Here is a 21,091-nt window from a genome sequence, read left to right as displayed (position 1 = left end):
ACGGAGGCGTTACGGTTGCACTGCGAGCGGCCGCCCGATGCTGGCGTCAGTCATTGCTTTCACTTGGTTGTCTCCCGCCGGTCCGGAAAGAAGTGGTCCTGGTATCGCCCGAAGGCGACACCGTCATCGGGGCGATGACCCGCTTCGATCTGAGTGAGCAGACGCATTGCAATGTGGCCTGCCAGCGCGCGCTGGTCTTCGAGTACCTGCTCACCCTGGCCGACGACAAGTTGTGCGCTCAAAAAAAGAAGCTGCGTCTGTTGTGCGGCAAGTCGATCCCGCAGTCCTTCGGCCAACAGCCATTCCGCAAAAGGGCGCGAGGACATCGGCGCTGTGTTTCCCAGCGGTTGTTCGGCGTGCAACGCGGACAAAACGTTGACCACAGCACCTCCCCCGTTGTCTCGTAACACCGGCGCAAGTGCATCGATCCCCTTCAGGACGCTTCCAACTGTGGGCGATCGCTGGTCCAGCGTCTCAACGCCTTCAGCCCCAGGCGTTGGGTCGCTGAATGGCCCGGAGACCAGACAATTGATGAGAAGGTTGACGTCGGTCAGTTTCCGGGCGAGCTCTCCAGATCGCCGCTGATGGGCAAGATCCACGACCCGGGGTGCAGCGCCTGGGGACAGGCTATCGCCGCAGTCGACATAGGCGTCTGCGTACACCTTGGCCGCATCCCGCGCGATCAGACCTCGCACGATGGCCGCACCAATGGCACTGTCGGCGCCCACCACCAGGGCAACTGATCGCGCGAGCATCATGTTTCAGACCAGGCCAAACGATTTTCGCAGGCCCTTCCCGACCGGGCCAGCCGGCATGAAGCGGCGCAACTTGGCGAGCAAAGACGCTTCGCCTTTGGGCGTGTGGCGCATCATCCAAGTGCCCAATGCGGCATTGACGATCGTGTCGGCCACGCCTTCGGGCATGGGCGCTTTTTGCACGTTGTGCTGGATCGCCTGCGAAACGATGCCAAGTTCTTTGCTGTAGTCAGCGATCCTGTCGACCGTCTGGGGCGCATTGAGGTCCAGGTTGGTTTTGGTGAAGGAGGGTTCGACCAGCGCCACACGGATGCCGAATTGGCGCACCTCGTGATCCAGGGTCTCGGACAGTCCTTCCACGGCGTGTTTGGAGGCCGAATAGAGCGCCATGTACGGTGCAGGCAGAAATCCCAGCACCGAGCTGACATTGACGATGCGGCCAGTTCGCTGCGTGCGCATGTGTGGCAGCACTGCCTTGATCACGCGCAAGAGGCCGAAGAGGTTGGTGTCGAACAGCGTCTGGGCTTCGGCAATCGACGTTTCCTCCGCAGCGCCCAGCAGGGTGACACCCGCGCTGTTGACCAGCACGTCGATGCGCTTGGCTTGGGCGATGATGGTCTGGATGGCGCGCTCAATCGACGCTTCGTCTCGGATGTCCATCTCAATGAGAGCAACGCCCGGTATGGCTTGCGCTTTGGCCGTATTGCGCACGGTGCCGAACACCCGGCAACCCTGCTGGGCAAACTTCATGGCGGCGGCACGGCCGATGCCTGATGACACGCCGGTGACGACGACAACTTTTGAATTCGACATGGCAGTTCCTTTTTTGATGTGAGTGAATGGGAGTGGAGCGATCAGCTTGGTGAAGGGGCTGGCCGGATCCTGAACCAGATGGAATACATGGCGGGCAGGAACACCAGCGTCAGGACCGTTCCGGCAAAGGTGCCGCCAATCAGCGTGTAGGCCAGCGTTCCCCAGAACACCGAGTGGGTCAGCGGGATGAAGGCCAGGATCGCAGCCAGGGCGGTCAGGATCACCGGGCGCGCACGTTGCACGGTCGCTTCGATCACCGCGCGGTATGGATCGAGCCCGGCCTGTTCGTTTTCACGAATCTGCCCGAGCAATATCAGCGTGTTGCGCATCAGGATGCCCGACAACGCGATCAAGCCAACCAGTGCATTGATACCGAAAGGCTGCTGGAACAGCAGCAGGGTCGGCACCACGCCGATCAGTCCCAGCGGACTGGTCAGGAAGACCATCACCATGCCCGCCATTGAGCGCACCTGCAGAATGATGATGAGCAGGGTGATGGCCAGCATGATGGGGAAGATCGGCAGCATGGCGAGCGTCGCCTTGCCGGATTCTTCGATCGAGCCCGCTTCCACGATCTGGTACCCACTCGGCAGCGTGTCCATGATGGGCTGGAGCTGCTGGGTGATGGCCGTGGACACGTCTGGCGGCTGCAAGCCTTCGGCGATGTCACCCCGCACGGTGATGGTCGGTACACGGTCGCGTCGGCGCACGATGGGCTCTTCCATGCGAACCTCAACCTTGCCCACCTGCGACAGCGGGATGCGCTGCCCTTGGGCGCCTGCCAGGGTGAAATCGTCGATCTTGGCCGGATCGAGCCGGTGGTTGCCCGCCGAGCGCGCCACCACCTGCACCGTGCGAATGTCCTCACGCACCGCAGTCACCGGAACGCCGCTGAGCAGGAACTGCAGTTGTTGCGCCACGGAGCTGGAGGTCAGCCCGACGGCTTGCAATCGGTCCTGCTGCAGGCGCAAGTGCAGCGTGGGCACGCGCACGCCCCAATCCGTGTTGACCGTGCGCATCAGCGGGCTGGCGTCCATGACATGCTGCACGTCGTTGGCAATCTGACGCAGCTTGTCTGGGTCCGGTCCAGTGACCCGATAGGCCACCGGATACGGCGAATAAGGACCAAACACCAGCTGGGTGACGCGCAGACGTGCCTCGGGAGCCAGGCCATCGGAAATGGCCTGCCGCAGCCGGTGTTTCAACGTCTCACGCTCCTCCTGGTTGTCTGTGCGCACCACGATCTTGGCGAACGACGGATCGGGCAGCTCCGGGCCCATTGAGAAGTAGAAGCGCGGTGCACCCTGGCCGACGTAGGCGGTGACGATCCTGGCTTCCTCTTGTTGGGCCAGCCAGGCCTCCACCTTTTCCGCCGCAGCGCTGGTCTGGGTGATCGACGTGCCATAAGGCATCTGCACTTCCACCAATACTTCAGGGCGATCGGAAATGGGGAAGAACTGCTTCTTGACCACCGCCATGCCCAGCACCGACACCACAAATAGGCTGATCACCGTGCCGGCGACGATCCATTTGCGTGCAATGACGCGCCCCAGCAGTCGGCGGAAGCGGTTGTAGCGTGGCGTGTCGTAGATGGCCTCGTGACCGCCTTCGACCTTTTTGAAGTCGGGCAACAGCTTGATCCCGAGATACGGCGTGAACACCACAGCCACCACCCACGAGGCGATGAGCGCGATGCCCACGATCCAGAACATGTTGCTGGTGTATTCACCCGCCGTGGATCGGGCGAAGCCGTTGGGCATGAAGCCGACGGCCGTGACCAGCGTGCCCGAGAGCATGGGTGCCGCGGTATGGCTCCAGGCATAGGCCGAGGCCGCGATACGGTCATAGCCCTCTTCCATCTTCACCACCATCATCTCGATGGCGATGATGGCGTCGTCCACCAGCAGACCGAGCGCCAGGATCAGCGACCCCAGTGTGATGCGGTCGAAGTTCTTGCCGGTGGCCAGCATCACGGCGAAGACGACGGCCAGTGTCAACGGAACCGCCGCTGCGACCACGAGACCGACGCGCCAGCCCATGCTCACGAAACTCACCAGCATGACCACCAGCACCGCGGCGAAGAACTTGACCATGAACTCATCGACCGCCGAGCCGATGTTCACCGCCTGGTCGGTCACTTTGGCCAGACTCATGCCCAGCGGTTGCTCGGCGTTGATCGCCGTCACCTCGCTGTCCAGCGCCTTGCCCAGATCGAGCCCGTTCCAGCCGTCGCGCATGACGACGCCCAGCAACAGCGCCGGTTCGCCGCCGTTGCGAATCATGAACGTTGCCGGATCTTCATAACCGCGCTTCACCGTGGCGATGTCCGACAGTTTCAGCGTGCGCCCCTGCGCCACCACGGGCGTGTTGCGAATTTTCTGCAGCTCATCAAAGGCACCGTCCAGTCGAATGAACACCTCCGGCCCCTGGGTCTCGATCGATCCGGCGGGCGTCAAGGCGTTCTGGGCGCCCAGCGCAGCGAACACCTCTTGCGGGCTGATACCCAAAGTCGCCAGACGCTCGTGCGAGAACTCGACGAAGATGCGTTCCGACTGTTCGCCAACGATGTTGACCTTCTTCACACCCGGCACATGCAGCAGGCGCTGGCGCTGGGTTTCCGCGTCGCGCACGAGTTCGCGCTGCGGCACGCCCTTGGCCTTGAGGGCATACAAGGCGAAGGTGACATCGGAATACTCGTCATTGACAAACGGCCCCATCACGCCAGGCGGCAGATTGCGCACCTCGTCGCCGACCTTCTTGCGGGCCTGGTAGAACTCGTCCTGCACTTCCGACGGCGGGGTGCTGTCCAGCAAGGTCAGCGTGGTGAAGGCCAGTCCAGGACGGGTGTAGGTCTCGCTGCGTTCGTACCAGCGCAACTCCTGCAAGCGCTTTTCGAGCTTCTCGGCGACCTGGTCCTGCATCTCCTGCGCGGTGGCGCCGGGCCAGACCGTGATGATCGTCATCACCTTGATCGTGAAAGAGGGGTCCTCCGCCCGACCCAGCTTCAAGAAGGACATGACCCCGCCCAGCGAGATCAGGATGATCAGGAACAGCGTGATGGCGCGTTCGCGCACAGCGAGCGCCGACAGATTGAAACGGCCTTCGCTCACGGACGCGCTCCCTCAGTCGCCTTGGCCACCTTGGCAACTGCGCCCCCCGCCACACGGACCTGTTCACCTTCTCGCAACAGATGGGCACCCAGTGCGACGATCCGTTCACCTTGTTTGATCTGACCCGCGATGGTTGCCCCGGCGTCGTCCATGCGCTGAACGGTGACCGGGCGCCAGGACACTTTTTCCGGCTCACCCTGGACCACCCAGACGCCCGGACCCTTGCCCGCATCAAACACCGCACCCATCGGCACGTGCAGACCGTCTTGGCCTGAGGCATGCCCATCCGGAATCTGGATGACCACCGTGGTTCCCAGTGGTGCGCTGGTCAGTTCTCCATCCAGCACATACCGCGCCTCGAAGGTGCGCGTGAGGCGATCTGCCGAATTGGAGAGCTGACGCAGCTTGGCTGGAGCAACTTCCCCTTCCTTGCCGAACAGCGTGGCCTGCGCCACGGAACCGATGGCGGGACGCAGGGTTTCCGGCAACTGGATCAGCGCCTCGCGACGACCGGCATGGGCCAGCCGGATCACGGTCTGACCTGCATTGACGACCTGGCCCGGTTCAGCCAGCGTCTCCATGATCACGCCGTCGCCATCGGCCACCAGCTCGGTGTAGCGGCTCGCATTGCGAGCGACATCGGCTTGTGCCTCAGCGGCCCTGAGTTGCGCCTGGGCGGCATCTGAAGCCGCTTTGACCTGGTCATAGGCCGATGCAGAAATGGCTCCCGTACCGCGCAGGTCCCGGTAGCGTGCCTCATCGTCTGCCGTCTGACGGGCCCGGGCTCGCGCCGCAACGACCGCCTCTTGCTGGGCATTCACCGCCAGTTTCAGATCGGCGGAATCGATGCGCATCAGCGGCTGGCCGCGTTTGACGCTTTGACCGGCGTCCACCAGCCGCTCCAGCACCTTGCCAGCGACTCGAAAGCCCAAGTCGCTCTGCACCCGTGCCGCCACGGTACCGGTGAAAGAACGCGAGACAGCGGTCGCCTGTTGAACGGTCGCCGTGCGCACCAAGGGCGCATCGGTGCGCGGATCGGTTGCGGTCGCTTCGCCGCAAGCGATCAGCGCCAACGGCAGTGCACAAATGAATAGAGGTGTAACAAGGCGGAGCCGGGGCATGAAGGTCCCTTTGACAAAGTGATCAGGACCTTCATTATGCGTCTAGTGACTATATTGGTCAATAGTCACAATCAAATTGTGTCACGGAGACAAACTGCGGAGCACCAAGCTGGAGAGCTGGGCCGGCGCCTCCTCGGCGTAATCAAAGCTGTGCTGCAGAATCAATGGGTTGAGGTAAGGACGCATCACCAGGTAGATCGCCATCATGGTTTCGTCCAGCGGGGTCTTGCGCTCAAAGTCACCACTTTGTCGACCCTCTTGCAAGATGTCCCGCAACATCGCTTGAATGCGCTCTTCATGTGCGAGCGTGACCTGCCAGCGCTCCGTCGCAGCGGATATCGCAATCTCATAGAGCTTGCGATCCTGGAAAAACAGACGCATGCTCGACTCGACGATGGCTTTGAACAGGCGTCGCAGCTTCTCGGGCGGCCTGTCGGCCTGATCAACCGCCGCTCTCACCTCGGCCTCAATCTCACCCAGACAGTTTCCACAGATCACCTCACCAACGGCCTGCTTGGATTCGAAGAACTTGTAGATGTAGGCCTTTGAAAAGCCGATGACCTTCGCAAGGTCCGAAACGGTCGTTTTTTCGTAACCGTAGCGGCTGAAATGCTCTGTAGCGGCGGCAATGATCTGGTTGCGCACCTCGTGGTCAACGGGACCGCGTGCCGAAGCAAGGGAAGTACTTGTTTTCTTCATGCGCTCTAGCTTACGCCAGTCGAGTGGACTAGACAACCAGTGACTGTTTGGTATTATGGTCACTATTTGATGTCACTGGAAGAAACCATATGCTGCCCAAACACACCTTTACCGCGCTCCTTGTGGCCAGCCTGTCCACAGGCTGCGCGGTTGGCCCCGACTACACCCGGCCCGACATGCCCCTGCCGGAGCGGTTCCAGGGCCAGACTGCCGCAGATCACCGACTGGCGAAAGCCAGCGCCGACCTCGCCACTTGGTGGACGGGGTTTGGCGACACGCAACTGACGCGATTCGTAACCCTTGCGTTGGAACAGAACCTGGATCTTGCGCAGGCGTCCGCGCGCGTGACCCAATCGCGTGCCGGGCTGGGCGCAGCCAACGCCGCGTTGCTGCCTTCCGGCCAGGTGACCGGCCAGGCGGCCAGGGCTTACCAGTCCGTGGAAACCCCGTTGGGGCAAGTCTTGAGTTCGACGCCCGGTTTCGACCGGTACGGCAATGCTTACGACGCCAATCTGGGTGCGAGCTGGGAACTGGATGTGTTCGGCGGCCTGCGCCGGGGACGGGAAGCAGCCATCGCCGATTACCAGTCCTCGGAGGCCGGTGCGGTGGCCACTCGATTGGCCGTGGCGGCACAGACGGCCGACATCTACATCACCATCCGCGGATTGCAGGCGCGCCTGGACATTGTTCGCCGGCAGGTGCAGACGCAGCAGAAACTGCTCTCCACCATCAAGCTTCTTCATGGCAAGGGGTTGGCGGCCGAGCTTCAGATGAATCAGTCCGAAGGCGCTCTTGCACAGGTCCGTGCTTCGGTCCCTGCGCTTGAGGCGGGTTTGGAAGTGGCCCTGAATGCGCTGGACGTGATGCTGGGCTCACCACCCGGAACGCATCGGGCGGAGATGATCAAGGCCGGCGACATCCCGACAGCGCCACAGATCGCCGCCACCGGGTCGCCGGGTGAACTGCTCCGGCGTCGGCCCGATCTGATCGTGGCCGAGCGTCGTTTGGCTGCATCCAGCGCACGCATTGGGGTCGCCATCGCCGAGTACTACCCCAAGCTCTCTCTAGGCGGGCTGATCGGCAGCGCGACATCGGTATCGAGCAGCCATCTGTTCACCAGTGGTGCCGGCCAGGCCGCCGGCATGCTTGGCCTGCGTTGGCGGCTGTTCGATTTCGGCCGCATCAACGCGCAGATCGAGCAGGCCAAGGGACAGGAGGCCGAGATGTTGGCCACCTATCGGCTTGCCGCCCTGCGGGCGACCGAGGACGTGGAAAACGCCTTGTCGGCCTTGGTCAAACGTGAAGAGCAGGCCGCTGCGCTGACTCAGGGTGTGGACGCGCTTGGTCGCGCTCGAGGCGCTTCGTTCGCAGCGTACCAAAAGGGGGTTGTCAGCCTGATTGAAGTCTTGCAGGCCGATCAAAACCTGTTGCAAGCGTCCGATGCGCGAGTTCAGGCACAAACGGAATCGGCGCGCGCGGCCGTCATGGCATTCAAGGCGCTGGGCGGCGGCTGGCAACCCAGCGAACGCGAAGCAATTGCCAAAAAGTGAGTTCCCAGCAAAGGATTCGGTCGATCCTCACCGGCCACGATACCGGCGATGATCAGCCGCATGAAGGCGGGGGCGCCCGCTCGAACTGACATGGCGCACCAGACGAGCGCGCATGCACGACGGACCGCTCAGCACCGTGGTCAGGGCCCGGTGCAGCGACCACCGCGAAAGCTGTCATTCCTCCTTCACGGACCTGGCGGATGATCCATCGGTCGGGCGCACGCCGCCGCCGACACGTCTCACCACACATCATTCGTTCATCCCACCGGAGGGGAATCCCCATGTCGTTCTTGCCCCGCATTCTGGGTCTGGCCGTGCTCGGTCTGGCCGCCGCGTCGGCGCTGGCCCAGTCGCCGTCCGCCACCCCAAGCCGCCCGTCGCACGGCAGCGCCGAGCGCCCGAGCCATGTCCAGCTGGGTCCGCGCCCGTTCTTTCTGGTTGACGAGATGGCCGATGGCCCGCTCAAGCGCGAGCTGCAGCAGTGCGCGCGGCGCGGTGATTTCAAACCGCGTGGTTTCTCCATCGGTCACCGCGGTGCGCCGATGCAGTTCCCCGAGCACACACGCGAGTCCTACGTGGCGGCCGCACGCATGGGCGCCGGTATCCTCGAATGCGACGTGACCTTCACCAAGGACAAGGAACTGGTCTGCCGCCACGCGCAGAACGACCTGCACACGACGACCAACATCCTGGTCACGCCGCTGGCGGCCAAGTGCACGCAGCCTTTCGTGCCCGCCGTGCTCGACGCCGAGGGCAAGGTGGTGACGCCGGCCAAGGCCGAGTGCCGCACCAGCGACATCACACTGGCCGAGTTCAAGACCCTGCGCGGCAAGATGGACGCCTCCAACCCGGCCGCGCGCACGCCCGAGCAGTACCTGGGCGGCACGGCCAACTGGCGCACCGACCTGTACTCGGGGCCGACCAGTGGCACGCTGCTGACGCACGCCGAGAGCATTGAGCTGTTCAAACAGCTGGGCGTGAAGATGACGCCCGAACTCAAGAGCACCAGCGTGACCATGCCGTTTGACGGCTTCACGCAGCAGGCCTACGCGCAGAAGATGCTGGACGAGTACAAGCGGGCCGGCGTGGCGCCGAGCCATGTGTTCGCTCAGTCGTTCAACATCGACGACCTGCTGTACTGGGTGAAGCACGAGCCGGCGTTTGGCCGGCAGGCGGTCTACCTGGACGACGCCGATTCGCCCAAAGACCTGCCCGATCTCGCCACCCTCAAAGGGTACAAGGCGCAGGGCATCCAGATCTGGGCGCCGCCGTTGTTTGCGCTGCTGACCGCCGAAGGCGGCAAGATCGTGGCCTCACAGGCGGCGAAGGATGCCAAGGCGGCGGGTCTGGGGCTGATCACCTGGACGCTGGAGCGCTCGGGCGTGCTGGCCGATGGCAACAACGGTTGGTACCAACAGACCTTCGACAGCGCCGTGAAGAATGAAGGCGACATGCTCACCGCGCTGCACGTGCTGGCACAGGACGTGGGCGTGATGGGCGTGTTCTCCGACTGGCCCGCCACGACCACCTTCTATGCGAACTGCATGAACCTGCGCTGAGGCCTCAGCTCGCCACGAGCTTGAAGCGGCTCTCGCCGCCCGCGGAATCCTCCAGCGTCCACTGCTGCGCGTGAAACGCCCCCACCGCTGGGCTGTGGGCGATGGAGATCAGGGCACCGTCCTGCTCGGCCACCAAGGCGCGCAGCCGCTGGTACAGCGTGGCCTCGGCGGCTTCGTCGAGCGCGCTGGTGCCTTCGTCCACAAACAGCCAGCGCGGCTTTTTGAGCAAGGCGCGGGCGATGGCCAGGCGCTGCTGTTCGCCGCCCGAGAGCTTCTGGCCCCAGGTGTCTTCGGTGTCCAGCACGTCGGCCAGGCGCGGCAGCAGCGCGTCGCGCAGGGCCTGTTGCAGTTCGGTGTCGCTGTAGCGCTCAGGCGCGGCGGGGTAGGCCAGCGCGGTGCGCAGCGCGCCGTTGGGGAAGTAAGGCTTTTGCGGCAGGAACATGACGCGCGCGTCGAAGTCGGCCGGCAGGTGCAGGCGACCCTTGGCCCAGGGCCAGATGCCGGCCAGCGCGCGGAACAGGGTGGACTTGCCGCTGCCCGAAGGGCCTTTCACCAGCAGAGTGTCGCCCGCCGACAGCGTGAGGCCGCTGCCGCTGAGCAGCGCCACCTGGCCTGGCAGCGCGATGTGCAGATCGTCCACGCGGAGGTGGTCGCTCTGGGTGGCGTCTTGGGTGTGGGCCAGCTCGGCCTGTTGCAGCGCCAGGAAGCTCTCTTCGAAGCTGATGATCCGGTCGGTGGTGGCGCGCCAGGCGGCCAGGCTGCTGTAGTTGTCCACGAACCACGAGAGCGAGTCCTGCACGCGCCCGAAGGCCGATGAAATCTGCATCAGCTCGCCGAGCTGGATGGCGCCGCTGAAGAAGCGCGGCGCCGCCACGATGAAGGGGAACACCACGGCGGCCTGGCCGTAGAAGGTGTTGAACCAGATGAGGCGCTTCTGCGCCTTGATCAGGCGCAGGTAGTTGCCCAGCAGGGTGGTGAAGCGCCCGCCCAGCTGTGTGCGCTCCACCGGTTCGCCCCGGTCCAGCGCGATGGACTCGCTGTATTCGCGCACCCGAATCAGGTGGTGGCGGAAGTCGGCTTCATAGCGCTGCTGGCGGAAATTCAGCGCGATCTGCGGGCGGCCGATGTAGTGCGTGAGCAAGCTGCCGGCCAGCGCGTAGGCCACCGCCATCCAGACCATGAAGCCGGGGATCACGTACGAGCCGCCGTTGAAGTCGAAGGTGAAGCTGCCGGAGAGGCCCCAGAGGATGCCGACAAAACTCACCAGGGTGACCACGGCGTTCATCAGGCCCATGGTCAACCCGACGGTGTCGCCGGTGAACAGGTTCAGGTCTTCGGCGATGCGCTGGTCCGGGTTGTCGGGCGGTGCGTCGGCCTGTTTGGAAAAGCGCGCCAGCTCCAGCTGGTAGAAGGCCTTGTTGGACAACCAGCGGTCCAGGTAGTGGGCGGTCATCCAGTTGCGCCAGCGCAGCTGGAGCAACTGCGTCAGGTAGAAGCGGTAGACCGCGATGACGATGAACGCGAAGGCGAGGTAGGTGAAGCGACCCAGCTCGCGCCAGAAGACCGGCTGGTCTTTGTTCTGCAGCGCGTCGTAGAAACCGCGGTTCCACTCGTTGAGCAGCACCAGCATGTAGACCGCGGCCAGATTGAGCGCGACGATGGCCGCGAGCAGGGCGCGCGCCTTCCATTTTTCTTCGGAACTGAAATAGGGCAGGGCCAGGCGGCCCACCTTGCCAGCGAACTGGCGGAAGCTTTTGAGTTTGGAGAGGGGTTCTGTCATGGGAAGTCTCTCAACGGGTGGAGTGAGGTGTCTTGAAAACAGGCTGCGGTAGAACCGGCTTCGCCGGGCCACTCGCAGCGTCCCCTTGAGGGGAAGACGCGCGCAGCGCTGCGCCGGGGTGGGTCATGTGTTCGAGATGCCGCTGGCCACATGCCCGGCGGGCACGTGCAGCGCGGCCGACTCGATATGGCCGGTCTGGTCGTCGAAGAAGAAGTCGGGTTCGAACTCGCGCAGGAACTCGCCCTTGGGCAGGCCGCCAAGGAACATGGCCTCGTCGACCTCGATGTTCCAGTTCATCAGCGTGCGGATGGCGCGCTCGTGCGCCGGGGCGCTGCGCGCGGTCACCAGCGCGGTGCGGATGCGCATGGCGCTCGTGCCTTCGGCCTGCAGCCGGTGCAGGGCTTCGAGCAGGGGCTTGAACGGGCCGCCCGCCAGGGGTTGCCCGGCCTTGCTGGCCTCGTGGGCCTGGAAGGCCGACAGGCCTTCGGCCTGGAACACGCGCTCGGCTTCGTCTGAGAACAGCACGGCGTCGCCGTCGAAGGCAATGCGCACCTCGTGCGGGTGGGCGTCGCTGGCGTGCACCGACAGCGGATACACCTGCGCGGCGGGCACGCCGGCGTCGAGCGCGGCGCGCACGTCGGCCAGGTGGGTGGAGAGGAACAGGTTGGCGCGCAGCGGGCGCAGGTAGCGCCAGGGGGGCTGGCCGCGCGTGAAGCTGCCACGCTGGATGGGCAGGCCGTAGTGCTGCGCCGAGCGGAACACGCGCATGCCCGAGACCGGGTCGTTGCGCGAGAGGATCACCACCTCGACGCGCTGGGCCGTGGCGTCGTTGAAGGCCAGCAGCTTGTGCACCAGCGAAAACGCCACCCCGGGCTGCGCCGGTTGCTCCAGCCGGTCCAGCTGCAGCTGCATGTAAGCCCGGTCGTCGCCGGTCTCGAACAGGCGGTTTTCTTCTTCAAAGTCGAACAGCGCCCGCGAAGAAATCGCGACCACCAGTTGACCATCGAGTGTTGCAGCCATGGGTGAGGGCCTCGGAGTAGAAGACGAACAGGAATGGCGAAGCGTAGCCGAACAGCGAAGAGGTGCGACAAGAGAGGGGCAGCCCCGCCCAGAATGCGGCGGAACCGGCTCCGCCGGGCCGCTCGCATTGCCCCCCTTGGGGGGTGACGCGCCCTTAGGCGCGGCGCGGGGGGTCACTTCACCAGCTGATTCAGCTGAATGATCGGCATCAACACCGCCAGCACGATCAGCATCACCACCGCGCCCATGCCCACGATGAGAAGCGGCTCCAGGATGGTGGCCAGGTGCATGGCGCGGCGCTGCACCTCGGCGCCGAGCTGTTTGGCGGCGCGCCCGAGCATGGTGGGCAACTGGCCGGTCTGCTCGCCCAGGCGGGCGAACATGGCCACCAGGGGCGGGAAGCGCTTCTTGCTGGCGATGGCCGAGGCCAGTGGCGCGCCCTCGCGCACCAGCACCAGCGCGTCCAGCGCGTCGGCGCGCATGGCCTGGTTGCTCAGGGTTTCGGCCGCGGTCTGCAGCGCGCGCAGGATGGGCACGCCTGCGGCCGCCAGCATGGCCAGCGTGGCCGCGAAACGCGCCGCGTTGTAGCCGCGCGCGAGCTTGCCCACCAGGGGCAGGCGCAGCCAGGCGGCGTCCATGCGCAGGCGCAGCGCGGGCTGGCGCCGCGCCATCACCAGCGCGCCCGCGGCGGCGATCAGCAGGCCCAGCAGGAGCCAGCCGTAGCTGCGCACGAAGTCGCTGATGGCCAGCATCATCACGGTCAGGATAGGCAGGGCGCGTTTGCTGCCGGCGAACACGCCTGCCACCTGGGGCACCACGTAGCTGACCAGGAACACCACGATGACGATCGCCACCAGCGTGACGATGGCCGGGTAGAGCGAGGCGGCGATGAGCTTGTTCTTGAGCGCCTCGCGCTCCTCCAGGTCGTCGGCCAGGCGCTCCAGCACGGTGCCGAGCTGGCCGCTCTGTTCGCCCGCGGCGATCACGGCGGTGTAGATGTCGGAGAACTCGCGCGGGTGTGCGCTGAGGGCGCGGGCAAACGGCGAGCCGGCGTTGACCTCGGAGCGCAGGGAGGCCATGAGGTTGCGCTGGGCGTCGTTCTCGGCCTCTTCGGTCAAGGCGGCCAGCGCGCGCTCCAGCGGCAGGCCTGCGGCCACCAGCCCGGCGATCTGCCGGGTCCAGACCGCCAGCGCGGTGGCGTTGAAAACCCGCCCGCCCCAGAGCGTGATGTTGAGGCCACCCGCGCGCGCGCGGCTGCCCGCGCCGGTGGCGGGTTCAACCAGGATCGGCACCAGCGCGCGCGCGCGCAGCATGCCCCGCGCCGCCCGCGCCGTGTCCGCGTCGATCAGACCTTTCTGTGTGGCGCCCTGGGCATCCAGGGCTTCAAAGGAATAGGCAGGCATGGAGGAGGTTCAGCAGATCATTGGACGTGTTGCACCGAGCACCTACCCCACAACCAGGCACTGCACCGGCGCGCGGTGCCCGAGCCCGGAAACACCACGGAACCGGCTTTGCCGGGCCGTAGGTGTTGCCCCCGGGGGGGTGACGCGAAGCGGCGCGGGGGGAGCATCAGTCCCTTGTCACGCTGATCACCTCGGCCGCCGAGGTGATGCCCGCGTCGACCAGGTGCTGGCCGTCCTCGCGCATGGAGCGCAGGCCGGCCGCTTGCGCCGTCGCGATGAGCTCGCTTTCGGCGGCGCGGTTGTGGATCAGGCTGCGCATCGGGTCGTCGCAGACCAGCAGCTCGTAGATGCCGGTGCGGCCCTTGTAGCCCACATGGTTGCAGTGCTCGCAGCCCACGGCCCGCCAGTGCCCCTGCTCGTCTTGCTCGCGGCAGTGCACGCACAGCTTGCGCACCAGGCGCTGGGCCAGCACGCCCAGCAGCGAGCTGCTGAGCAGGAAGGGCTCCACGCCCATGTCGGTCAGGCGCGTGACGGCGCTGGCCGCGTCGTTGGTGTGCAGGGTGGCCAGCACCAGGTGGCCGGTGAGCGAGGCCTGGATGGCGATCTGCGCGGTCTCGAAGTCGCGGATCTCGCCGATCATGATCACGTCGGGGTCCTGCCGCAGGATGGCGCGCAGCGCCTTGGCGAAGTCGAGGTCGATCTTGGGGTTGACCTGGGTCTGCCCCACGCCGGCCAGCTCGTATTCGATCGGGTCTTCCACCGTCATGATGTTGAGCGTGCTCGCGTCCAGCCGCTGCAGCCCGGCGTAGAGCGTGGTGGTCTTGCCCGAGCCGGTGGGGCCGGTGACCAGGATGATGCCGTGCGGTTGCGTCAGCAGGTGCTTGAAGCGGGTGAGCACGTCGCCCTGCATGCCCACGGCTTCCAGATTGAGCTTGCTCTCGCTCTTGTCGAGCAGGCGCAGCACCGCGCGCTCGCCGTGCGCGCTGGGCAGGGTGGACACGCGCACGTCCACCGCGCGCGTGCCGATGCGCAGCGAGATGCGGCCGTCCTGCGGCAGGCGCTTTTCGGAGATGTCGAGCTCGGCCATGATCTTCAGGCGCGAGATCAGCGCGGCGTGCAGGGCGCGGTTGGGCCGCACCACCTCGCGCAGCGTGCCGTCGACCCGGAAGCGCACGCTGGAGTGGCGCTCGTAGGGTTCGATGTGGATGTCGCTCGCGCCGTCGCGCGCAGCCTGCGTGAGCAGGGCGTTGAGCATGCGGATGATGGGCGCGTCGTCGGCGGTTTCCAGCAGGTCTTCGATGGCCGGCAGCTCCTGCATCATGCGGCTCAGATCGGCATCGCTCTGCACTTCGCTCACCACCGCCGCCGCGCTCGATTCGCCCTGGGCATAGGCCGCGCTGATGCGCTGGGCCAGGGTGTCGCCCGCCTCCCATTGCAGCTCGCGCACGTCGTGGCAGCGCAGGATCTCGGACAGCGCCGAGAGGCGCCGCGTCTGCACGGCGGGGTCGCTCACGGCGCTGTGGCTGCCCAGCAGGGTCAGGCCCTCGCCGCTGTCTTCCAGCAGCCAGAGGTGCTCGCGCGCGAAGGCATAGGGCAAGGGGTACTTCATGGCGCGGCGCTCACTGCGCGGGCGTGCCCAGGGGCTCGGGCGTGACGGGTGCGGCGGGCGCGGGGGTGGCGGGCGCTGGCTGTGCCGCGGGGGCCCTCTGCGGTGCCATCACCGGCGCATCGTTGATCTGGAGCACGCTGCTGGGCGCGGGTTGCACGTCCTTCTGCACCGAGCGCATGAGTTCGTAGCGGTCCAGCGAGAGGCTGCTGGTCTGGCGCGCATCGCGCAGCACCACCGGGCGCAGGAAGACCATCAGGTTGGTCTTCTTGCGGCTGCGGGTCTCGCTCTTGAACAGGTTGCCGAAGAAGGGCACGTCGCCCAGGCCAGGCACCTTGTCCTGGTTGCCGGCGTATTCGTCCTGCAGCAGGCCGCCGAGCACCACGATGGCGCCGTCGTCGACCAGCACCGTGGACTCGATGGTGCGCTTGTTGGTGATCAGCCCGGTGCTGGAGTTGATCGAGGACGCCTGCACGCTGCTGACCTCCTGGTAGATGGTCATCTTGATGGTGCCGTTCTCGCTGATCTGCGGCTTGACGCGCAGGGTCAGGCCCACGTCCTTGCGCTCGATGGTCTGGAACGGGTTGACCGAACCCTCGTTGCTGCCGGTGTTGGTGAACTGGCCAGTCACGAAGGGCACGTTCTGGCCGATCACGATCTTGGCTTCCTCGTTGTCGAGCGTGAGCAGGTTGGGGGTGGAGAGGATGTTGCCGTCGCCGTTCTGCTGCAGGAAGCGCGCCAGGAAACCCAGGATGTAGACCCCGTCCTTGCGCTGGGCCGCGCCAATGTTCAAGCCGGCGCCGGGCGCTTTCACACTGCCGTAGTCGCCCTCGGCGATGGCCAGGGTGTTGGTCAGGATGTTGTTGCCGTTGGTACCGAAGTTGGTGCCCATCAGGCCGATCAGGCTGTTGCCCACCTGGCCCAGCGGGCCTTGCCACTGGATGCCGAACTCGGCCGCCTTGTCGGCGTTGACCTCGGCGATCAGGCTCTCCACATAGACCTGGGCCCGGCGCCCGTCGAGCTGGTCGATCACGGCGCGCAGCTGCCGGTACTGGGGCTCGGGCGCGGTGATGATGAGCGCGTTGGTGGCCGGGTCGGCCTGGATCTGGCCCCCGGTAGACGGCGCCGCGCTCGCGGCCACAGGGGTGGTCGAGGCGCTGGAGCCGGTGGCGCCGGCCGTGGTGGTGGCAGATCGCATCTGAGGGGTCGACGGGCTGCTGGACGCGCCGCCGGTCGCTGCGCCACCCGAGCCGGCGGCCATGGCCGCGCGCAGCGTGGTGGCCAGTGCGGTGGCGTCGGCGTTCTTCAGGTAGACCACGTGGATGTTGCCTGCCGCGCTCTCCGCAGTGGGCTGGTCCAGCTTGTCCACCAGGGAGCGCACCAGTGCCAGACGGGCCGGGTTGGCCGCGCGCAGCACCAGGCTGTTGCTGCGCGGCTCGGCCACCAGGGTGGTCTTGTACGACTGGTCGGCCTGCGCGGCGCCGGCGGGCGCGCCGCTGGTGCCCGAGTCGATCAGGCGCTGCACCAGCGGCGCCAGGTCCGCGGCGATGGCGTGGCGCAGCGGGATGATCTCCACATCGGTCGCGCCTGAGACGTCCAGCGCGTTGATGATGCGGCCGATGCGCCGCAGGTTGTCGGCGTAGTCCGTGATGATCAGCGAGTTGTTGCCCGGGTTGACGTTGATCGTGTTGTTCGGCCCGATCAGCGGGCGCAGCACCGGCACCAGGTTGTTCGCCGCTTCATGGTTGAGGCGGAAGATCTGGGTGACGATCTGGTTGGACGACGAGAGCGACGCCACCGGCCCCGCGTTCACCGGGTTGCCCAGCAGCTTGGCGTCGGCCTCAGGCACGACCTTGTACAGGCCGTCGGTGTCCACCAGCGAAAAACCCTGCAGGCGCAGCGCGGCGCCGAACTGGTTGAGCGCGACGGCGGGCGGCACGGGCCGGTCCGTCGCGAGGTTGATCGTGCCTTTGACGCGCGGATCGACCACCACGTTGCGGCCGGTGATGGTGGCCATGGTGCGCGCCACGGCTTCGATCTCGGCGTTCACGAAATTGAGCGTCACCGGTTCGCTGGCGCGGCCCTGGGCGTGGGCCGCCGGCCAGGGCAGGGGGCTCCAGGCCAGGCCGACGAGCAGCGCGAGCGCCGTGAGCGTGCGGCCCGCGGCCGGCGTCCGGGGTGTGCCGGTGCGGTCGGGCGTGGCGCGGTGAGAGTGCAGAGTCATGATTTGATCCTATCGCGAAGTCCGGGGCGCGGGTCCCTAGCCGATGTTGAGGAGCGAGCGCGGGCCGTCCCGGCGCCCCAGGATGTTGAGCAGGTTGCTCAGCGCCGCCTCGCGGCCGGGCGCGGCCCGGGCTTCGCCCTGGAAGCGCAGGCGGCCCGCGATCCATTGGCCGTTGCCCTTGAGTCGCAGGTCGCCGCGCAGGGTGTTGAGCGCCAGGGTGGCGCTGCGCCCTTCGTCGGCCGATTGCAGTTCCAACCGGTAGCTGCCCAGCGGGCGCAGCGTGGACACGCGCGAGGCCACGTCCAGCGCGTTCACGGTGAGCGTGCCCTGGAAGCGGGTGCCGCTGCCGGACCACAGCACCTTCAAGCCGGGCGAGCGCAGCCCCAGCTGGCCTTCCAGGCGCAGGGTGTTCCAGGGGGTTCCCAGGCCCGCGAGCAGGTCCGCCGGCCACTGGCTGTCGAACGCCGCCACGCGCAGTTCGGCGCCCCTGAGGCCCAGGACGGCGGTGAGGGACAGGGGCTCGGGTGTGCAGCACGGCGCGCCCAGTCGCACGGCCAGGGCAGGCCGGGCGCCGGCCAGGGTGGGGTTCAGGCGCCAGACCACCCCCTGAGGCAGGGCGGTCTGGCCCCGGCTGCCCTCGCCGCCGGTGAACAGCAGGTCGGCCTGGCCGCGCCAGACGGTGCCGCGCGCGTTGACCAGTTGCAACTGCCCCTGGGTGGCCCACTGCAGCGCCTGCCCCAGCCAGCGCGCCGGCGCGAACAGCAGCAGCGCCAGCGCCAGGCCGAGCCCGGCGCCCAGCCCTGCCATGCGGGTGGCCGAACGGTGCTGCATCAGTTGGCCAACCCCAGCCCCGGGCTGGTGAGCACCATCTGGCCGCTCCAGCCGGCGGGGTTGTCCGTGCGGTTGAGCTGGGCCTGCACCGGCAGCAGCCGGGCGTTGACCCGCACCTGGGTCATCCAGCGCGCCAGCGCTTCGGGTGTGGTGCCCTTGAAGGTCAGGGTGACGCGGTCGCCCATCACCGCAAACTCGGCCGTGCCCCCAGCAGCGGCGTTGGCCTCTTGCAGCGCGCGCAGCACGGCATCGCGGCCCGGCGGCTGGCCGGTGTTCTGGGCGCGCAGGGCTTCTGCGGTGGCGGCCAGGCCACGCATGCGGGCCAGTTGCTGGTCGAGCCGGGCGTGCTGTTCGGGCGCCTGGCGCAGCGTGGTCAGCGCGGGCGACAGCGCCAGCCACCAGAGCAGCCCCAGGCCCAGCACCCAGGCGGCGACGGTCACGGCGCGCCGTTCGCGGGGCGAGAGGCGGGCCAGCGTGGTGTGCAGCCGCTGGCCGATGGCGGCCAGCGCGGAGAAGCGGGAGGGTTCGGGCATGCGGTTCACCGGGGTTCTGCGCGCAGGGTGAGCACGTCGCCGTCCAGCGCGGCGCGCCAGCCGTTGCGCTCCAGCGTCTGCTGCAACTGGCGCAGTTGTTCTTCGGGGGCGGACCAGGCCGCGAAGCGGGCTTCACCGGGGGTGAATTCGATGGAGCGGGGGGCGATCGGCGCCCCGGTGGACGACTGGGCCAGCGCGCCGAGCAGGGCCTCCAGGTCACCGGCTGAGAGCGCGCCGTTGGCCTGCAGCAGGCTGGCGAGTTCGCGCTGCATCTGCAGGGGCGCGTCCAGCACCAGCGTCACCTTGGGGAAGGTCTGCTGCAGGGTCTGGCGGACCGCCTGTTCCTTGCGGTCGAGGCTGCGGCGTTCGTACCAGGCGGTGGCGTTGAGCCCGATCAATTGCATGGCCACGAGCGCGGCCAGCCCCCAGCGGGCGGGCCGCCAGGCCGGCGCGCTGCGCCATTGGCGCAGGCTTTGCAGCCAGCGCTGCTGGCGGCGCGAGCTCGAAGACAGGCTCAGGTCGAATTGGGCCAGGTTCCAGCTGGTCTGGCTGCTGCGCAGCAGCCACGACGACAGGGGCACCAGCTCGAAACGTTGCCCCAGGGCCTGTTCGGCCAGGGCCACCACGGCGGGGTCGGCCATCCAGCGGGCCTGGGTGGGTGGGGTCTCGGGGTGCAAACCGGGAACGCCTGGCCCGGTGGCGGTTGCGTCCGGCCCTGCGGCGCCCGGGCCCGGTTCGTTGAGGCTGCCGGTGGTGGACTCGCGCAAGGGGATGCAGCTCACGCCGCGCGCGCTGGCGCTGGCCAGCCAGGGCCGTTCGGCACCCATGTGGGCCCAGTGGATCACGTCGGCGGGTGTGTCGGTGGCGCCGGCGTCCTGCGGCGTGCCCTGGCCCAGGGGCGCCAGGGCCGGGACGATGCGCGACACCGGTCGCCCTGCCGCCTCCAGTGTCCGCAGCCAGCCTTGCAGCCAGGCCTTGTGGCAGGCCGCCACCCACACCGTGCGGCCCGGGCGGCCGCCCGGCTCCAAGGCGAAATGCAGTTGCTCGGTGTCGCCGAGCAGGCGTTCTTCGAGCATGCCGTCCAGCACGGCGCGCAGCTTGCCGGCGGCCACCTTGGGCAGGGCGAGCTGGTTCCAGGACACGGCACGCGGGGGCAGTACCAGCACCACGTCATCGTCACGCGGCAGCAGCGAAACCGCGCATTGGCCGTGTTCCGCCACCTGCTGGCCCAGGGCCGAGCCGACCCAGTCCAGCAGGGCCGTCGGTCCGGGTTCGGTTGCGACCGAAAAGTGGGCAGGGGTGAGGATCAACACGGGGGAAGGGGCCGACAGGCGGAGCGGTGCAGGGGCATGAGGCGCTCCATTCTAGAGAAGCGGCGCGGCGCCCCGGCCGATCGGGCGTGTGGGCTCATGGGCGTGCCATGCGTTCGCGCCAGAGCACCCGCACGTTCAGGGCGTTGCGCACCACCAGCGAACGCTCTTCGATCACGGTGTCGTCCAGCCGCAGGCGGCCACGCACTTCGAAGAAGCGGCTTCGCACGCCATGGGCCTCGTCCGTGAGCTGGGCCGCCACGCCCGGCACCATGCGCCCGGCGTCGCGCAGATTCTTGAACGGGTCGCGCTCCCTCTGGGCCACCATTTGCTGCGCCATGGCCAGGTCCAGTCCGGGCACGCTGGCGCTCAGGGCCTGGGCGCTGGCGGTGTTGATGTTGAGTTGCGTGCGCTCGGGCAGCACCGTCACGTGCGGCTCCAGCGCCACCAGGCTGGCGTGGCTCAGGCCGAGCCAGCTCAGTTGCGACAGCCGCTTGGGGATCAGCGCGGAGCGCGATGGCATGGGGTCGTTGGCCGCGAGCCGGGAGGTGTTGAGCAGCGCCTCGACCGCCGCGTTGAGTTCGGCCGCGGGCAGGTCCAGCAGCTGGTAGAGACGTTGAAAGCTCGCCACGTCGTCCGCAGAGACCTCGATCGTGGTCCCGGTCCCTGATCCCGATCCCGATCCCGAACCTGAACCTGAACCTGAACCTGAACCTGAACCTGAACCTGAACCTGAACCTGAACCTGAACCTGAACCTGAACCTGAACCTGAACCTG

Annotated in this window: 16 protein-coding genes; 2 read left to right on the top strand and 14 right to left on the bottom strand. The window is 66.9% G+C overall.

What is annotated here, in order from left to right; translation table 11 throughout:
• Positions 1-59: 59 nt before the first annotated feature.
• The 5 genes from HTA01S_RS16720 to HTA01S_RS16700 form a co-directional block, all read right to left on the bottom strand.
• The gene (locus HTA01S_RS16720) at positions 60-758 is read right to left on the bottom strand and encodes a Rossmann-fold NAD(P)-binding domain-containing protein (protein ID WP_157572150.1); all 699 of its coding nucleotides are present in this window, start codon (positions 756-758) and stop codon (positions 60-62) included.
• Positions 759-761: 3 nt separating this feature from the next.
• Positions 762-1,568, bottom strand: a complete 807-nt coding sequence (locus HTA01S_RS16715) for an oxidoreductase (protein ID WP_068173878.1) — start codon at positions 1,566-1,568, stop codon at positions 762-764.
• 41 nt (positions 1,569-1,609) lie between these two features.
• Complete coding sequence (locus HTA01S_RS16710; RefSeq protein WP_068173877.1) at positions 1,610-4,678, bottom strand: efflux RND transporter permease subunit; 3,069 nt, start codon at positions 4,676-4,678, stop codon at positions 1,610-1,612.
• Positions 4,675-5,799: an efflux RND transporter periplasmic adaptor subunit gene (locus tag HTA01S_RS16705; RefSeq protein ID WP_068173876.1), complete on the bottom strand. Its 1,125-nt coding sequence runs from the start codon at positions 5,797-5,799 to the stop codon at positions 4,675-4,677. Before HTA01S_RS16705 ends, HTA01S_RS16710 begins: the two co-directional genes overlap by 4 nt.
• A gap of 81 nt (positions 5,800-5,880) precedes the next feature.
• Complete coding sequence (locus HTA01S_RS16700; RefSeq protein WP_068173875.1) at positions 5,881-6,498, bottom strand: TetR/AcrR family transcriptional regulator; 618 nt, start codon at positions 6,496-6,498, stop codon at positions 5,881-5,883.
• 89 nt (positions 6,499-6,587) lie between these two features.
• Here HTA01S_RS16700 and HTA01S_RS16695 point away from each other — a divergent pair, with 89 nt between their 5' ends.
• Entirely contained in the window at positions 6,588-8,048 is a 1,461-nt protein-coding gene (locus HTA01S_RS16695) for an efflux transporter outer membrane subunit (RefSeq protein ID WP_068173874.1), read from the top strand.
• 281 nt (positions 8,049-8,329) lie between these two features.
• Positions 8,330-9,607 carry a glycerophosphodiester phosphodiesterase family protein gene (locus tag HTA01S_RS16690; RefSeq protein ID WP_084236192.1) on the top strand — a complete coding sequence of 426 codons (1,278 nt, stop codon included), beginning with the start codon at positions 8,330-8,332 and terminating at the stop codon, positions 9,605-9,607.
• A gap of 4 nt (positions 9,608-9,611) precedes the next feature.
• Here HTA01S_RS16690 and HTA01S_RS16685 read toward each other — a convergent pair whose 3' ends face one another.
• The 9 genes from HTA01S_RS16685 to HTA01S_RS16645 all read right to left on the bottom strand — a co-directional run bounded on the left by HTA01S_RS16685 (position 9,612) and on the right by HTA01S_RS16645 (position 20,945).
• Positions 9,612-11,387, bottom strand: coding sequence for an ABC transporter ATP-binding protein/permease (locus HTA01S_RS16685; protein ID WP_068173873.1), 1,776 nt, complete (start codon positions 11,385-11,387; stop codon positions 9,612-9,614).
• A 123-nt stretch (positions 11,388-11,510) separates the two neighbouring features.
• A complete protein-coding gene (locus HTA01S_RS16680) occupies positions 11,511-12,407 on the bottom strand; it encodes a 5'-nucleotidase (RefSeq protein ID WP_068173872.1) in 897 nt (298 codons plus the stop codon).
• A gap of 173 nt (positions 12,408-12,580) precedes the next feature.
• Entirely contained in the window at positions 12,581-13,810 is a 1,230-nt protein-coding gene (gene gspF, locus HTA01S_RS16675; RefSeq protein WP_068173871.1) for a type II secretion system inner membrane protein GspF, read from the bottom strand.
• Between the two features lie 166 nt (positions 13,811-13,976).
• Complete coding sequence (gspE, locus tag HTA01S_RS16670; protein WP_068173870.1) at positions 13,977-15,419, bottom strand: type II secretion system ATPase GspE; 1,443 nt, start codon at positions 15,417-15,419, stop codon at positions 13,977-13,979.
• A 10-nt stretch (positions 15,420-15,429) separates the two neighbouring features.
• Positions 15,430-17,640 carry a type II secretion system secretin GspD gene (gspD, locus tag HTA01S_RS16665; RefSeq protein WP_084236191.1) on the bottom strand — a complete coding sequence of 737 codons (2,211 nt, stop codon included), beginning with the start codon at positions 17,638-17,640 and terminating at the stop codon, positions 15,430-15,432.
• Between the two features lie 36 nt (positions 17,641-17,676).
• Positions 17,677-18,471 (bottom strand): type II secretion system protein N, encoded by a 795-nt coding sequence (gene gspN, locus HTA01S_RS16660; protein WP_068173869.1) that lies wholly within the window; start codon positions 18,469-18,471, stop codon positions 17,677-17,679.
• The gene (gene gspM, locus HTA01S_RS16655) at positions 18,471-19,004 is read right to left on the bottom strand and encodes a type II secretion system protein GspM (RefSeq protein ID WP_068173898.1); all 534 of its coding nucleotides are present in this window, start codon (positions 19,002-19,004) and stop codon (positions 18,471-18,473) included. Before gspM ends, gspN begins: the two co-directional genes overlap by 1 nt.
• A 5-nt stretch (positions 19,005-19,009) precedes the next feature.
• Positions 19,010-20,317, bottom strand: coding sequence for a type II secretion system protein GspL (gene gspL, locus HTA01S_RS16650; protein WP_084236190.1), 1,308 nt, complete (start codon positions 20,315-20,317; stop codon positions 19,010-19,012).
• A 94-nt stretch (positions 20,318-20,411) separates the two neighbouring features.
• Positions 20,412-20,945: a type II secretion system protein GspK gene (locus tag HTA01S_RS16645; protein ID WP_068173867.1), complete on the bottom strand. Its 534-nt coding sequence runs from the start codon at positions 20,943-20,945 to the stop codon at positions 20,412-20,414.
• Positions 20,946-21,091 lie beyond the last annotated feature (146 nt).

This window comes from Hydrogenophaga taeniospiralis CCUG 15921 (assembly GCF_001592305.1).
Taxonomy (GTDB): Bacteria; Pseudomonadota; Gammaproteobacteria; order Burkholderiales; family Burkholderiaceae_C; genus Hydrogenophaga; species Hydrogenophaga taeniospiralis.
Note: the sequence above shows the minus strand (reverse complement) of the source record. Positions and strands in the feature narration are given on the sequence as shown.